The sequence below is a fragment of the Marinobacter alkalisoli genome, from assembly GCF_045449855.1.
Lineage (GTDB): Bacteria > Pseudomonadota > Gammaproteobacteria > Pseudomonadales > Oleiphilaceae > Marinobacter.
The window spans coordinates 73,495-89,601 of record NZ_JBJJLC010000037.1; the positions used below are offsets into that span (position 1 = coordinate 73,495).

Consider the following 16,107-nt stretch of genomic DNA (forward strand, 5'->3'; position numbering starts at 1 on the left):
ACGATTTACTGTCCAGCGATTAGCTCGTACCAATCAAAAAGTTTCTTCTCTTCAATCAGCCAATTGTATTTTTGCTCAACCGCAGCCTTACCATTCTTCCCCATGAACTCGGCTTCTTCCGGATGGGTAATGAGATAGTCAATCGCCTGAGCAATGGCTTTCGGGTCAAGCGGATCTACGCATAAACCGCATTGATTACTTTCAATAATCTGCCTCCAGAGCGGAAAATCAGAGGCAATTACCGGCAAACCTGCCGCCATGTACTCAAACATTTTTACCGGCAACGCATCCAGGTAATTGATAATGGGGTGCAACGTTACCAGACCCGCGACGGAGTCGCTCAGCGTCTTCTTCACCCCCTCCCGGTCGAGCCAACCTACAAAATCGACCTTTCGCCAGCCTGCCTCCGCACGTATTTGCTGTTCGAAATCGGCACTTCGAAAATTACCTGCGAGCGCAAACCTGACATCTCCCTGTGTTAAGCCTATTGCCTGAACCATCTCCTGAATTCCGCGGACCGGATCAAGCCCGCCCAAGTAACAGACCTGAGCTTTTTTCTGCGACCAATCGGAGCCGTTGTTGGACAACTCACCAAGCAGCGGATAATTGTTTATATCCACTGACCTTATTCCCATTTCAAGAAACTTGTCGCGAATGTATGGCGTGGCGGCAATCACTCCGTCCAGCTTCCGACAGGCCAGGCGCTCATACAAAGCGAACGCTTTCGAAAGCAGCCATCGAGTAGGCTTATTCAGATATGGTTTACCAAGCAACTGCTTAGGGACATCCTCATGGGCGTCGAAAATGACCTTTTTCCCACGTTTTTTTAGCTGCAAGCCAATCGGGATTAACTCTGGATCGTGCAGGTGATAGATCTGCGCATCGAGCTCCAGAGCTTTTCGCAGAACGCGCTTCGGAGCATGGCGGATGCGATCCACACGGCCTTTGGATGCGCCAACATCGTAGATTGCGACACCGTTTATTTTCTCATTACCCTGGCCATCGGCGACGACCAGGGAAACGGCATACCTTTGGTTGGCAAGGGAGGTGCATTCCTTAAGGAATATGCGGGTGTCAGTGCGCGGATGGGCGGACGTCAGATGGGCAATAGATAGGTTAGAGGGCACCATAAACCTCATTCAAAACTTTCTCCTGCACTTCCCAACAGTACTTTTTACGACACACAAAAACATTTTTCTGGGTAGCAGCATAATCTTGGGCCAAAGAGTCAGAGACCGCCATACGGAAACCTTCCACCGTATTGTCCTCGGCAACGATGCCAACACCTTCAACCTCGACCAACCGCTTCATCTCGTAGAGGTTAGAAGTAAGCACGGGTAGCCCCGCCATTAAGTACTCGAACATCTTGTTCGGCAAGCAATATCGATAGCTCAAACAAGAGTCTTCGATGAAAGAAATGCCATAGTCCGCCGAGCTAGTGTAATTCAAAAGCACGTCCGGAGTGACAGCAGAGTGGAAATAGATCGAACTATTGCGCTCGGCTGTTTGTCGGATCAATTGTTCAAGTGGGCCATAGCCCATACACACCAATACGTTCTGATCTGATTCAAGGCCGGAGAATGCCTCTAACAGTAACTCTATGCCGCGCCCCTTGCTCAGCCCCCCTTGGTAAAGAAAAATGGTTTGATCAGTGCGAATACCCAAATTCTCGCGAAACAGGTTGCCCGAGCGTTGTTCCTTGTAGATAGGGCAATTTAGTAAAAGGTGGGGCTTTTTAATTTTATATAAACGAGCATATTCATTGGCAATGGAATCGCTCACTGTGATGACTTGATTCGCATATCGAATAAGAAACCTTTCTAGCCAATATTTAACTTTAATTGTTGACGACGGCTGGTAGGGAACATCATTAATCGCATATTCATGAGAGTCATATACAATATTGACCGATGGCCGAGTTGCCTTACAAAGGCAACCGACCAGCAAAGCATTCAAATCATTACAGTGCAAGACATCCACTTTTCTATACTTGAGCGTAAAGCGAACTATAAACTCAATTAGCTTAACGACCTGTACCAGCTTGCGCTTTGACCAATTCCGCGTGGTCAGCGGAATTCGATGAACCTTAACAGTATCCAATTCTTCGTGAACGGGGAGATCAGCTTCATGCAGCGCAACGACTTTCACATCATGACCAAGGCGAACCAACGACCTGGAGGTTTTCAGTACACGGCTATCATTGAGAAAATTGTTCAAAACAAGGTTTACAATTTTCATTTTATACCCATCAGGCTGCACCAGCGCAAGTAGTTAACCCAACGCCAAACTCGGCCGTCAAAAGATCTCTTTCCTTGCATTACTTCATCAAACTCCTGCAAAAGCGACTCTTTATTCAAAAAGGCAATATCCGGGGCCTGATCTATCCAACCTTTGAGAACATCCGACATGCTACGCAGCCAGGTAGATTCCGGGGTTGCAAAACCAATTTTATCTTTTCTATCCAAATGGCTATCCGGCACAATACCCCTCATGGCTTCTCTGAACACATGCTTGGTGACGCCATCCTCAGAAATCAGATAATGCTCAGGCAGAGACAGCAAGAACTCTGCCAAGGGAAGAGTCAGGAAAGGTACACGGCTTTCAATGGAAAAAGCCATGGAATTACGGTCGCCGTGGCGCAATAATGACGGCAAACCACGCTGCATCAGCGAGTTCACCAAGGCTTCCTTGACTCTCTGCCCACGATTTTGATCACTCATTGGAGCACGGGCCTCCGCAAAGCGAACTCCGTTTTTCGCCAGATACTCAGCATTCAGCCAAGGCGGCCGAAAATCACGACCCATTTTTTTTCGAACTAGAGCGTAGAGGCGATCTGGCAACTTAATTCGGCCCAGATACTGCCAGGCCAATAAATAACTTCGGCCCGGCGATTGCGCCCAACGCTTTGCATATTGATGCGCTGCTAACCAACCCTTAGACTCGACCAAGCTTAACAGGCGGTGGCCCGGATAGCCGGAATAGCCTGCTAGAAGCTCATCGGCCCCTTGCCCATCGAGTGTAACCGTAACACCGCAATCCTTGGCTAACTTGAAAACACGATATTGCGCATAAATGCTGGTACTGCCAAATGGCTCACCCTGTTTGAGCAGCATTTCATCCAGGTCGGCTTGCATTTCACGCTCATTGGCAATGACCTTATGGCCGTCAGCTCGCATTTCATCATTCAGAAGATCAACCCACTTTTCTTCTGATATCAAATCATCACTGGCAATATAACTGAATGTATTGAGTGGCATATCAGGCTCAATATACCGAACAGCAGACACTACCGCTGACGAATCGATACCACCAGACAAAGCAACACCCAAAGGCACATCACTGCGCAGGTGCAGCTTTACGCTGTCCAGAAACAGCCCCCTCAACTTTCCCACTGCCTGCTCAAAGGTTAATGATGATGTTCTGGTCAGATCGGGCTGCCACCAGCGCGTAGGCTTCGAAGCCACACCTGTCTCAAGGTCAAACGTGAAGTAATTCGCTGGCGGTAGGTGCTTCACACCTGCTACAAAGCTGTTTTCTGACGAATCGTAGTCACCATGAACCAGGTAGTCATAAGCGCGCTGCAAATTGGGTTTTGGGTTTTCTTGTCGAAGGTGTAATAAAGGACGGAGCTCTGACGCAAAGTACAAATCATTGCCATTTAGTTCATAAAAAAACGGTTTTATTCCAAAAGCATCACGAGCCAAGGTTAGTTTTCGTTCAGAACGATCTAGCATAACAAAAGAAAACATGCCGATAAGTCGGCGTAAAGCTGAGACCCCCCAATGCACTAAAGCATAGAGCAGTACCTCTGTGTCAGACTCTGTTCTGAACGTATATCCAAGTTCCTGCAGTTCGTTTTTTAGCTCTTTATAGTTATAGATCTCACCATTGAAAACGAGAGAATATCGATGACAAGAGGATTCAAAAGGCTGAGATGCCTGTTCACTCAAGTCAATAATCGATAAACGAGTGTGACCAAGATAAATAAAACTTCCATCAATTTTTTCAGCTAAAAATGACAAGTGGTCAGGACCACGATGCATGATCATGCTCAGAGCAGAATTAATCAGGCTTTCATTTTTTTCTTCTTTAACGGCACAACCCAAAAAACCACACATTAATAAAACTCACAAATAAAAAGGTCATAAAACAAAGCTAAACGAAACCCAGAGCTCAGCCAAAGAATGCCTGCCACAATATTTTCAAAGCCGGACTTTAAAAATAAATATTAAAGGGAGAGGGGAACCGTAAAATCAGGAAAGCCCTCACAACTAACTCTAACCCTTTCTAAGCCTGAAATGTCCACGAACGGCAAGAACAACCACAACAATAATCGCCAAAGAAATAATATATACATTGTAAAAATATGCACTAAACCCTGAAACTGAGAGCTCTCTAAATTTAAGGATTAACCAAATTGTAAATCCAATAGAAATAGGGTTTATTTCGAATTTTGAAATTATATAGCTAACGATTGCAATTATACTTCCCATTATAAAAGCAACGAAGGGAATACCAACTGGTCCAAAATTAGCGTAAGCTTCTCCCCAGAACGCGGTTGGAGCGGTTCCCACGACACCAGATTCAGCAAGCGAAGGAAACAACCAATTCATAACTTCAATAGTATAAAGATAGGGCTCATAAGGCATCAAGCCACCAGGATTAGGAAACGTTCGCCCCAGTAAATAATCTTGATGAGCCGGGAAAAATTCTAGATAAAAATATGCAGGTGAAATACTTCCGGTGAACGCGCGTGAAAAAACAGACCAAAGTGCAGATCCTATACTGTCTGACCCCATGAAAAACACATAAGAAATCATAAGCAAGCCGACAATAAAGGCAACAAATGGAATCAACTTTTTTAATGGGATCAGACCATTATTTCTTACCAAAAAGTAGGTCATAAACAGGCCGATTAACAACCACGCAAGAGGAGATTTTTGAGTTGCCATGACAGCCACAAATGCCGAGTAGCTAAAGGTCACAACGAAGGTTATAAATGTAATGAATGTTTTTCGGTTAAGCCAAATCACGAAAGCGACAAATGTCAACAAGCTACCGATGTCACGCATTACTAGCTTATACCAATGATATTTTCCTTCAAACGAATTCCCCATATCACTTCGATATTCTTTGGCAGAAGAGACTGACTCAGTCAAGGCGACTATAATCGCAACCTTATCTATCTTTTGTAAATAAGCGAATAAAACAAAGCCACAAATAAAAAATATTGCTACGAGTAATGTCTTTTGAAGAGTGTTAAGAGGGGTTATCTCATGATAATTAAAATTTACCGGCCGGAAACCTAGCACCTTACGCACAAAAATAACGCCACATAAAAAGACAACAATATTTATACCGGAATAAAGCAGAACTTTTAAAATCAAGAGCTGGTCTTGAATTCCAGAATTGTACCGATAGTCATCTAGAAAATAGAATAGAGGCAGTGTTCCGATGAAAGAAAACATAAAAAGCGAGACCACCGTCACATTTACCAAACTTACTTGGTAAATATATTCGCCAGCAACCCTTAACTGCATAAAGGCAACAATTGGAACAATTGTGAACAAGCACCAAAATAAAATATCTAACAATTTAATTTACCGCTCTATAATACTCTCGTAAATTGATTTGCAAGCCGTATCATCAAAATAGGAATTATGCCACAACAGCCCAAAAGTCCCCTTAACCGATCGAGATCGCTCTTTCAATAGTCTGATCCTTTGGTCCGCTGCCTCACTAACGCCCAGCCCTAAATACATCTGGTCGATTACAGTACACTCCATAACCACCAACGGCCTTATCCTCAAGTTCAACCGCTCCTGCCCCACTGGATCAAAGGCTGGGTATTCATGGCAGGTACCACAACGAAAGCCTGGCCTATCCGCATAACCCAGAGTGGAGTCGTAGCTCAGGCCCGCAGCGTCCCATGCACGCATTGTCGTGGACTGCGCCCAGCGCAAATAATGCATTCGCCCCCCCCACTCAGTTTGCTTGATTCCCTCCTTTGCACAAATGTTCTTTAAGCGGTCAGCTTCCCGTTTAATCAAGTCAGGTTTCTGGAAAGTGTCATAGCTAGGGTGCAGGCCTATTTCATGACCGCGTTCATGGATACGACGCATCAGGTTTCGGATGGCGGGGTGTTCCGGCTCATAGTCGGCATCACGTGCTGGGTCGGTGCGCCCGCAGATGAAATAAAAAGCACTTTGCAGGCCATTCGCTTCGGAAACATCCATCAGCCAGTCAAAGGTGTTAAACGGGTCAGCAGGGTTGAGCTGACTACGGGTACTTAGCTTTATGTAAGGTGCCATTAGACAAGCGCGGAAATCCCGACGTTTAAGCAGGTGCCCGACCATCATCCGACCAATGCTAGTCCAGCGTTTAAAACCGTATAGACTAGGAGTGTCTACATCATGGGACACCTTGATACTGAATTGATGCGGTTTTAACTTAACCTGGGGCCAAACACGCAGAATCACCTGCCCCAGAATAATCAACCACTCATCCACGATCGGGCGCTCAAGGTAGTTACATTTATACGCGTGAGATGACGTGGCGGGAAAACGCTGGTGGCCATCCAGATCCTCTCGGTTAACTTCTTCAAGTCGAGAAAGCATCCAGTAGGTCAGCCCCAGAATATCGTAATGGACGAATACGCTCTGCTTATCTACTTCGATTAATGGGCTAGGCAGCTGGCTTTCCGAAGGAGCGGGAATTTCGTCTTCAATTGGCGCTACATACCCCTCCAACGATGCCTGCCACTGCTTGCAAGGAAAACTGGAGCGGGACTGATGGAAGGCCGACTGCAAGTGATCAAACTTGATTTCACCTTTTTGGCCCGACAACCTGAGAACCAGCATATTGGGCTGCTCCAGCAAATCGAACCTCTTGCCAAACCTTTCCTCAAGAATGGTTTCCAGCCAACGACGGGCGTTATTTGTAAACAGAGTCAAGGACTATTCCCAGCTACGAATCGAACGAAGGGTATCAAGCAGTCGCAGTAGTTTCGATCGATAGCGCGATACATGAAAGTATGGTGTCTGCACAGCCCCAAATGCCCTGAAAAAGCGCTCGATTGGTTCGATCATCGAGCCCTCAAAATCGAATATCTCTATCGTGCCTGGCTGGCGACAGATGGCTTCCCAGAGTACGAGGCTTGTTGCTCCACTGTTACGCAACTCGGGGTCACCCCCACCCATGAGATAGTACGCGGTATTACCGCTGCGCAGGATATAGGCACCCGCATGCAATCGGCCCTCTCCATCTACCGCAACGAGGCAGTCACGGGCGCTACGCGAGGATGCGGCGCTATCAATGCGTGCGACAAATTCGTTGGTATAAGGAACTATACGACCCTGTCGCTCAAAGGTCAGTCTATTCAAGGCAAGAAATTCATCCAGCCCACCGGCACGCACACTAACGTCAAATCTATCCCTAGCCTTTCTGATTTCCCTGCGAGTGTTTTCTTGCAAACCTTTCCAAACTTGATCCTGACCTTCATGCAATGGCAGGCGATAAGTATAGCGAGTAGTTTGTACACAACCACGCCAGAAAAATGGCAGCCAATTCGTGCGTTCGCAATGCCAGTTCTGAGCGTAGTAATCATGGGCAGGTAGTTGGTCGGCCAATTCCCCGAGCACATCTTTCTCGTAAGCAAGAAATTTCGGGTACGATTTTTGTGAGGGGCGAACCCAAGGACCAAGCGCTTGAGTCAATGCTGGCTGTGTCAGTAGTGAAAACCCCCACCGCTTGCGAATTACATAAGGAAGTGCACCAACAACCTGCTTTCCCTTGGTTGCCAGCACGACATTCCAGGCATCGCCCGCAACTGCGTCTAGCCACCAAGCTTGGGAAAAAAGCGGTATAGAAAGCTCGTTTTCACAGAGTTCGCGGTATACGTCTTTCAAACGAACAGTTCCTTTTTGAAGGGGTATTTCTCGACAAGTGTCGCCAACTCTGCCTGCTCTTGGGGCGTCAACTGGTCTACGTCGTCGTGCTGAAACTCAGGAAGCACGCCACCTGCCCTGCGTGAAACACCAATCCAGTTGCCCAAATCGTGTATCAAATTTTCATCGAAAGTTTGATAATGCACTTGGCGAACATTCTCCTGTGGAAACAGCACTAAATCTTCTTCAATTTGGCTTTCTAGGTAATACACCTGTCCCGAACACATTTCGCTTTCATCAAGCTCTAATAGATCAGAAACATTTGGCGGCATAATGCTCCACCACTGCCCCTTCCCCGCACCAACCTTGTCACGCGCTTTGAGAATCGAGCGTGTCACAAACCTCGGATCGCGGCGCACGAAGATAATCTTGGCATCGGGGAAGACCTTGTGAATCAGTCGCAACCGTTGCCCGGCATTCAGATTTTTGAACAGCAAAGGTTCCTGCAAATAAGCAGACGCTCCGAGCACTTCTTGCCGGAGGCCAGTCACCATTTTCGTGGTGATTTCATGGTGATCAATAAAATGACGATCTTTGGGCAGCCATCGATACCAGAACTGACCACATTCACTTGGTGCGTGCCCGCCAAACTTATGAGTATTGCCGTGATCAGATTGGAAGTTATTGTGTGGCCTGCTCCCGTACTTTTTCCTACTTAGCCATAGACCGAATCGCAAATTACGATGCCAAGTGCAGGTGGAATTGTCTATGTAGGCCAGTTGATAGGCGTTCGTTAGAGCCTGATAGAGGATAGTTGAGCCTGTCCGCGGAGCACCAATTATGAAAATAGGAGGGGCAACGTCGGTTCGCTTCGTATTGAACTGAACGCTTTCCAATAGCCGCACGATCGGCGCTAGCAAAATTAGCAATCGATTAACACAAATTTTCCGATATTTGGTTATTACGCAAATCATCAGCGCCACTTAGCTTGAAGCGAGTTTGTGTACTTTGCCCGATCCATTTGTTCCTCGGTTGTGCCTGACTTTTTAAGCCGCGAGGTTAATATCTTAATTACTATTCCGAAAAACACATCAATCTTTAATTTTTTATAAGAAACATACTCTCTTCTACTTGAAACAGGTTGATACCCAAGCCAGACCATTTGATGCCAGCATATACCTTCAATCTTTTTCAATTTTGACCTTGAGAGCGATTCTAAAAATTTCCCACTGTTACCTTTAATGGTGGGCTTGTTGAGGTTTTCCCACTCTTGAATTTGGATATTTTCATTAACTGAAAAATTTTCTTTCGTTTCAAGTTTCTCTACATTCAGGAAATCGCAAAGCCTTTTAACATGCAACAACTCGTCTTGAATAAGGTCTTCGTAGGAAATCATCATCACATCGTTAGAACTTTCCAAGAACTTCGCATGTCGAATACACCGCACCTGCTCATTGCGCCAAAGATCAGCTAAGAAAGAAACGCTTTTGTTTTGAAGCGGACGTTTCATTTGACTTACCACTACGTCTCTCGGATCTCGATACAAATATACAAATTTGGACTCTGGAATCAAAAGTTTAATATCGCTTACAAAATCAAAAATATTATTGTCTTTGCAAAAATAGCTTGAGTAACCTTTCCGCCAGGCATAAATGGAGTATATGACATGCATCACACCTACAGATGAACGTTGACCCTGGAAAATCGAATCATATTCTGACTGTACTTGGTCGACCGATATTTCCTCATCCCACGGTGAGAAATGATGATATGCTAAACCAAGCGCGTCTCTTATGAATTCCCTGAAGTTTCCTTCACAAGCCAGGTCACCATAATAAGGTTCTGCCCAATACAGATGCTTAAGCAAGTGCAAGGGTGCCGGCCCAAAGTATTCTTTTTGATATTCGGTTAGCCTCCGTCTTAATAGGTTAGTTCCTGAGCGCTCAGAGGCGAGTAAAAAAACGGGGGGTTTCATATTACGACAAAACCTTTTTAGAGTTGAAAACACCAAGAACAAGTAACAACACACACGAAGTAGAAACCAGGAATAGACTAACTAGACCAGAATTAAAAATATTATCGTAAAAAATCATCAATACAATAATCGGAAAACTACCTAATAAAGCTGAAGGGAAGGCTTTTAGTAATGCGTAAAAAGCACGTCTTCTCTTAAGGCCCACTAGCTCAAAAGTGGAAGCTGACCGCCAAATATAGACAAACGAGTTAATAGTCGAAATGAGAGCCACAGTAGTAACCAAGTTATTGAATACCCATCCACCAACTAAGACAGAAAACACAGTTGAGCACAGAAAACTCAATTGAAATTTTAGTGCAACACCATGTAATCCCAGAATTGGGTATATCCTTGTTGAGGGGGTTACTACAAGCTGAAAGAAAAGCCAAGGAATCATCCAGCGCCCTACCTCTCCAGCCTCGCTCCAGTTGTCACCGAATACAAAGACAAAAATATCAGGAATCAACAAAAATGCGGCTAAGGCTGGAGGCAAAGCCAGCATCGCCAAGCTCGAATACACGCGTTCGACCGTCCGTCCTAGAGTACCATCTCTATTAGACTCTGCTGCTTGACGATAAAAGACATCACCTACTGCCGCCCCGATGATAGCCATAGGCTGTGATAGTACCCGATGAGCCAATGAATATATGCCTGCAGGGCCAACTCCAAGAGATGCTGCTATTAAGAGTGGAGGAAGGTTTGAACCACCTGAACTAGCTAAACCTGTCCAAATTGAAACCATTGGAAAGTGTTTATATTCGCTGGCTCTGGATTTTACGCTCGTAAAAGTCGTTTCCAAAAATTCCTTGGAAAAGGTTTTAAAGGCTGATCGAGTGAGCGCCAGCACGCCAGCACCCTGCCCGACTACCCGCCCAAGCAAAAGCGCTATCGGTCCGAGTGAATAACCTGCGACTTGCGTGATAACCATCCCGAGTGATTGAGTGAAGCGGGTTCGGGCAATGTTGGAGAATTCTTTTGTCCTTATTGCCCAAAACTGGAAAACTTGGTAAGCGCCTACTAGAAACAAACCTAGGGGCACCAACCATAAATAAGGCCCCAAACCGGGTGTATTCAACGAGCCTATTATATGGTCCCCAAAAAAGTAGACAGCAACCGCAGTAAAGAACGTAGTAATCAAAACGACCAAGAGGCTCAACACGGCGATACTAGCCGCTTCTTGGTCACTTTCTGGCAGCGGAATAGCCAACTGGTACCGCAAACTGGCTATTACGCCTAATATTCCGAGAATTCCGGCATATACAGCTAGTAAACCAAAATCCTCAGGAGTGTAGAGCCTGGTCAGTATAGGCGAGGCGGCAATAACAATTAGCTGACCAGCTGCCGTACCACCAGCGAGAACAGAAACATTTCGGACAAAGCGGTTATTAGGTACTAGATTTCTTATGGGTAAAAGAAGTCTGTTCAAAGCTATTTACCGTCTTCTGAAGCAATACTGAAAGAATTAACAGCGGCTTTAACGTATCTTCGAGCACCTACTTCGTTGATGTGGTGCTCGTCGATGTAAATGAGGTTACCTTGGTGAGAAGGTGCCTGATCAAAGACGTTTAAAGAATCCAATGCTTTGAATTCAACATTGGTATGGCTTTTTGCCAATTCAGCCAGTTCTCTGTTAGCCACTTGATAGCTTCGATCACGTTCAATGTGACTGGGCAAGCAGAGCTTTTCAAAGCGTTGAATACGACTTACATCACGATTAAAACGCGGCACCTGCGACAAGATAACAATTCGCTTATCACGGTAGCTGTTAAAAAATTCTTCCAGCGCGAGGTTAAATGGCCTCGCTCTGGTCTGCGAGTTCCAGACACCCGCGATGAAAATCGTCTGCGCCTTTTCGATGTATGGGTGTGCCCTTTCTATCTGATCCAGACAGGGCTGCTGCGCCCATTCAGCGATTCTTTTGTAATCAAACCCCGGAATCGTCACACAACTGATGGCAGTGATGATTCGAGCTTTCAAGTTCAGCTCCTGGCCCAGATAGTCGAAAAAATGGTTCAGCATGGCGGCATGGGAATCACCTAATACCAGTACCTCCTTATCGCTGCCTAAGTCCCCTCTCAAACAGTCGCCAACAATTTTTCCGTGACAGATGGTCTTAGGGTCGACATAGCGCCGGTATTCAATCGGTAACTGGTCAGGTGTAAAGGCCACACTGATCTTTGCCATGCATTGCGAGGTGCCGAGGATAGCAGCTACCAGAACACCCCAGCGCAGGGCTTGCCCCTTAATTGTGTGCCTGCTTCTGAGAACCTGTTTATTCCGTAGTAAGAGATAACCGACATGGATAGCTCTCAGGCCCTGAATATCGGGGCGAAAACTCGTAGCCGTCACGCTTTCAACGACTCCACTACCCTGATTTGGTCTTCAGCGGTCATATAAGGGTGCATCGGTAAACTCATCACCTTCTCCGCCATCTCATCACCCACCGATAGGACTGCCGTTTCATCCGCCACCGCAGGCTGCTTATTAAGCGGTATGGGGTAATGTACAGCAGTTGGAATACCTGCTTCCATCAGTTTGGCCTGAACCGTTTCGCGATTGTTTACTCTGATGGTGTACTGCGCCCAGGCGGATACGTTGTGTTCTTCTACAAACGGTGTGGTTTCGATACCTGCCTCCTCTAGGAGGCAGGTATAGTTTTCTGCCACTTGGTTGCGCAGCTGGATTTCTTCTTCCAGCAGATCCAGTTTGGGTAGCAATATTGCGGCTTGCAGTGTATCTAAGCGGCTGTTTACACCTACGCGAAGATGGTGGTAGCGCCTATCCTGGCCGTGGCGGGCGATCTGGCGCAGTATGGTGGCCAGCTCATCGTCGTTTGTAAAGAGAGCACCGCCGTCGCCGTAACAACCCAGGGGCTTACTGGGGAAAAAGCTGGTGCAGCCGATGGTGGTCAGGTTGCAGGATTTTTTGCCCTTGTAGCTGGCGCCGAAACTTTGTGCGCCGTCTTCAATCACCGGAATACTATGTTTTTCAGCGATGGCATTGATGGTCTCGAAGTCTGCGCACTGGCCGTAAAGGGACACCGGAATAATCGCTTTGGTGCGCGGGGTAATAGCAGCTTCCAGCTGTTCCGGGTTCAGGTTGTAGGTTTTCGGGTCTATGTCTACGTACACGGGTTTGGCGCCCAGCAGGGCGGGGGTCTCAGCAGTGGCGATATAGCTGAAACCGGGCACGATCACTTCATCGCCGGGACCTACGCCAACGGCCATCAGGGCAATTTGCAGAGCGTCTGTGCCATTGGCTACGGTTATGCAGTGTTTTGCGCCGCAGTATGCACTGAGTTTTTCCTCCAGTTCATCCACTTCCGGGCCAAGAATATACTTGCCGTGGGCGAGGACCTTTTGGATATTGGCGTCTATTTTATCTTTGATCCTGGCTTGTTGGGCTGCCAAGTCTACAAACTGCATACGTAATCAACCTTTTGAAGTAACAATCGATATAACCGGAATGGCCAGAATCAAGCTTTAGAAAGTTGGTCATTAATAAGTAGGTACTTGGCACCGGTATGACTGCAAACTGCTTCGCCGTCACCTGTAACTGGCAAGTTCAGTTGCTCGCCAAACTCACTCATCCAGCCAATCTGCCGGGCGGGTACACCCACCATCAATGCGTACGCTGGCACATCTTTATTCACCACTGCACCGGCACCCACAAAGGCAAACTCACTGATAGTCACACCGCAAACAATGGTGCAGTTTGCGCCGAGTGTGGCACCGCGCTTTACTAATGTGTCCCGGTATTCATCCTTTCGCTCAATCAGTGAGCGTGGGTTGTAAACGTTGGTGAATACCATGCTGGGGCCGCAGAATACGCCTTCTTCCAAATGCACATTGTCGTACACGGAAACATTGTTCTGGATTTTGCAGTTGTCACCAATGGTGACCTTGTTCCCGACGAATACGCCCTGCCCCATAGAAACGTTTTTACCGATCCTGGCGCCGCCGCATACGTGCACGAAATGCCAGACTCTGGAGTCTTCGCCTATTTGGGCGCCTTCGTCTACTATGGCACTGGGGTGGATTTTTACGGGCATGGGTGCTCCTCTGTCATTAGGGTAGCGAAAGGTTTCCTCTCTCTCCCGCCCCTCTCTCGCGAGAGGAGAGGGGCTTTGCCGGTTATTCGGTTTTGAGGAAGGGGTGGAAGTTACCTTTCAGGCCGATTGGGTCGGCGTTGCGTATGTTGGCGACGGTTTCAATGGCTACTCGATTGTCTTCAAGGCCGTAGCCGCGGCCCGCCAGAATTTCTTCGTAGCTGCGGGTGTGAAGATCTGCAAAGCCACCGGAGAATTCCAGTTCTTCTCCATCCACAGTGATGGAGCGGTAAGTTCTTTGGCCCTGGGCTTTTGCACTTTCAGGGACAAACTTATAGTCCACTGATAGGAACCACCGAACACGTGCTTTTTCGTATTCCAGGTATCCAGCAGCCATCGTGTCACTGCTATGGTGGACTACGTTTTCCTGAAGCTCACCGAAAATGAAGTGCAGCATGTCGTAGAAATGCACGCCGATATTTGTGGCGATACCACCTGATTTTTTCAAATCCCCTTTCCATGATTGGAGATACCAATGGCCTCGAGAGGTGATATAGGTCAGATCGACTTCATGTTTCGTTTCACGTTTTTCGGACTGAACCTTCTCACGTAAAGCAATGATGGAGGGGTGTACTCTGAGCTGGAGAATAGTATTTACTTTCCGGCCCGTATCTTTTTCAATGTCGAGCAGACCATCTATGTTCCAGGGATTCAGGACGAGCGGCTTTTCGCAGATGGCGTCGGCGCCGGATCGCAACGCAAAGCGCATGTGAGAGTCGTGGAGATAATTCGGCGAACAAATAGAGATGTAGTCAACAGCATGGCCATTGTTTGTACGTTTCAGTTTGTCGATGTGACGATCGAAGCGCTCAAATTCAGTAAAGAAGTCCGCATCCGGGAAGAAGCTATCAATAATGCCAACTGAATCGTTGGTATCCAGGGCGGCAACCAAGTCGTTGTCCGTTTCTTTGATGGCTTTCATGTGACGAGGCGCAATATAACCTGCGGCGCCAATCAGGGCGAACTTTTTACTCATGCGATTAAAACTCCTTTGAGATAACGTTTTCACTAAAACAGATAAAAATGGGCCACACTACTTCACGGGACTCTCAGCCAACTCCTGGCGCACCTTACCGATAAATTCAGCCATGAAAGTGGCAACAATACCCAGCATCAAGCCAAGAAAAACTGCAAGTACCATGATCAGACGCTTTGACGTCCCTTTGTTATCAAGGCTTTCCCTTGCAACTACTAAAGTTTCTGCTGGTTGCAAGGATTCGATTTGCCCCGAAATTTCAATCCGCTCCTGAACAGCTTGAGCCGCAGCTTCACCCATAGACTCCTGACCTGAGAGCCCTTCCAGATATTCATTGACGTATTTTAGGCGCTGCTCTAAAGTTTGTTTCTTCCGCTCCAAAAGCTGTGTTTGCCGCCGGACAATATGGTCCACGAGCTTTTCATGAATGCTCGTTACTGCCTCTGCTTTTACAGGGGAAGCTTTGGACGTCAATTTGATCAGGGAAGTGTTCCTTGGCGCCTCAGCACTTACCTGAAAGGGCATTCTTGAATTCTCAAGTTCAATGTATAGCGCTTGTTGTTCGGGATACCAGCGGTTTTCGATTGTAGCAACTACCGTTGCTGCAGGCTCCAGGGGCTCTCTTTCGCCATCCTCAATCTGTTCACCGAGCTGAACGAGAGTTGTATATTCTTTTACTTCCCCTACCAGAAAAAGCGCGTAGGCCAGCGCCAGCAAAACCACTCCGCCACATACCGCAAAAAAAATGCGACGGCGCCGCACAAATATAGTCGCAAGGTCGACTAGGCTGATTTCATCATCGTACTGCTTCGTGAACTGCTCGTTCTGACTCATCCCTATTCCTACATTTCTCGTTTTTCCACGCTACCGCCCCACCGGCCCGTACTGCAGTGTGCTCTGGCAATAGCTCAAATTGTCAATTATCTCAGGCTAAGGCGCCCATAGAAAATGTGCAGCAATTCTACGTGACCTGACGATAGCAGCAAGGCCGGGCATGCAGATTGGCCGAATTTAAGCGTGTATTTTAGTTAACCTAGGTAGGAATGGGCAGACATTGATCAGGGGAAGCAGTCGAATAGCGCAACTACTTTAAGGAAGGCCACTTTCATTGCTTGCGGCTTAC

General features: G+C 47.0%; 14 protein-coding genes. All 14 read right to left on the minus strand.

What is annotated here, in order from left to right:
- Positions 1–5: 5 nt before the first annotated feature.
- Positions 6–1,139, minus strand: a complete 1,134-nt coding sequence (locus ACJO5Y_RS14940) for a glycosyltransferase family 4 protein (RefSeq protein WP_406988286.1) — start codon at positions 1,137–1,139, stop codon at positions 6–8.
- Entirely contained in the window at positions 1,117–2,238 is a 1,122-nt protein-coding gene (locus ACJO5Y_RS14945; protein WP_406988287.1) for a glycosyltransferase, read from the minus strand. Before ACJO5Y_RS14945 ends, ACJO5Y_RS14940 begins: the two co-directional genes overlap by 23 nt.
- Positions 2,235–4,118, minus strand: coding sequence for an asparagine synthase (glutamine-hydrolyzing) (asnB, locus tag ACJO5Y_RS14950; protein ID WP_406988288.1), 1,884 nt, complete (start codon positions 4,116–4,118; stop codon positions 2,235–2,237). The genes ACJO5Y_RS14945 and asnB overlap by 4 nt, the downstream gene beginning before the upstream one ends.
- 159 nt (positions 4,119–4,277) lie before the next feature.
- Positions 4,278–5,594, minus strand: coding sequence for an O-antigen polymerase (locus ACJO5Y_RS14955; protein WP_406988290.1), 1,317 nt, complete (start codon positions 5,592–5,594; stop codon positions 4,278–4,280).
- 6 nt (positions 5,595–5,600) lie between these two features.
- Positions 5,601–6,953: a polysaccharide deacetylase family protein gene (locus tag ACJO5Y_RS14960; RefSeq protein ID WP_406988292.1), complete on the minus strand. Its 1,353-nt coding sequence runs from the start codon at positions 6,951–6,953 to the stop codon at positions 5,601–5,603.
- Positions 6,954–6,956: 3 nt separating this feature from the next.
- Positions 6,957–7,907, minus strand: a complete 951-nt coding sequence (locus ACJO5Y_RS14965) for a GNAT family N-acetyltransferase (RefSeq protein WP_406988294.1) — start codon at positions 7,905–7,907, stop codon at positions 6,957–6,959.
- Positions 7,904–8,860 (minus strand): sulfotransferase, encoded by a 957-nt coding sequence (locus tag ACJO5Y_RS14970; RefSeq protein WP_406988295.1) that lies wholly within the window; start codon positions 8,858–8,860, stop codon positions 7,904–7,906. The genes ACJO5Y_RS14965 and ACJO5Y_RS14970 overlap by 4 nt, the downstream gene beginning before the upstream one ends.
- Positions 8,860–9,861: a sulfotransferase family protein gene (locus ACJO5Y_RS14975; protein WP_406988296.1), complete on the minus strand. Its 1,002-nt coding sequence runs from the start codon at positions 9,859–9,861 to the stop codon at positions 8,860–8,862. Before ACJO5Y_RS14975 ends, ACJO5Y_RS14970 begins: the two co-directional genes overlap by 1 nt.
- 1 nt (position 9,862) lies before the next feature.
- Positions 9,863–11,326, minus strand: coding sequence for a lipopolysaccharide biosynthesis protein (locus ACJO5Y_RS14980; RefSeq protein ID WP_406988298.1), 1,464 nt, complete (start codon positions 11,324–11,326; stop codon positions 9,863–9,865).
- A 2-nt stretch (positions 11,327–11,328) separates the two neighbouring features.
- Positions 11,329–12,249, minus strand: a complete 921-nt coding sequence (locus ACJO5Y_RS14985) for an SGNH hydrolase domain-containing protein (protein ID WP_406988300.1) — start codon at positions 12,247–12,249, stop codon at positions 11,329–11,331.
- Positions 12,246–13,325 (minus strand): DegT/DnrJ/EryC1/StrS family aminotransferase, encoded by a 1,080-nt coding sequence (locus ACJO5Y_RS14990; RefSeq protein WP_406988302.1) that lies wholly within the window; start codon positions 13,323–13,325, stop codon positions 12,246–12,248. The genes ACJO5Y_RS14985 and ACJO5Y_RS14990 overlap by 4 nt, the downstream gene beginning before the upstream one ends.
- Positions 13,326–13,375: 50 nt before the next feature.
- The gene (gene wbpD, locus ACJO5Y_RS14995) at positions 13,376–13,951 is read right to left on the minus strand and encodes a UDP-2-acetamido-3-amino-2,3-dideoxy-D-glucuronate N-acetyltransferase (protein WP_406988304.1); all 576 of its coding nucleotides are present in this window, start codon (positions 13,949–13,951) and stop codon (positions 13,376–13,378) included.
- Positions 13,952–14,033: 82 nt separating this feature from the next.
- The gene (locus ACJO5Y_RS15000) at positions 14,034–14,984 is read right to left on the minus strand and encodes a Gfo/Idh/MocA family protein (RefSeq protein WP_406988305.1); all 951 of its coding nucleotides are present in this window, start codon (positions 14,982–14,984) and stop codon (positions 14,034–14,036) included.
- Between the two features lie 57 nt (positions 14,985–15,041).
- Positions 15,042–15,818 (minus strand): hypothetical protein, encoded by a 777-nt coding sequence (locus ACJO5Y_RS15005; RefSeq protein ID WP_406988307.1) that lies wholly within the window; start codon positions 15,816–15,818, stop codon positions 15,042–15,044.
- Positions 15,819–16,107 lie beyond the last annotated feature (289 nt).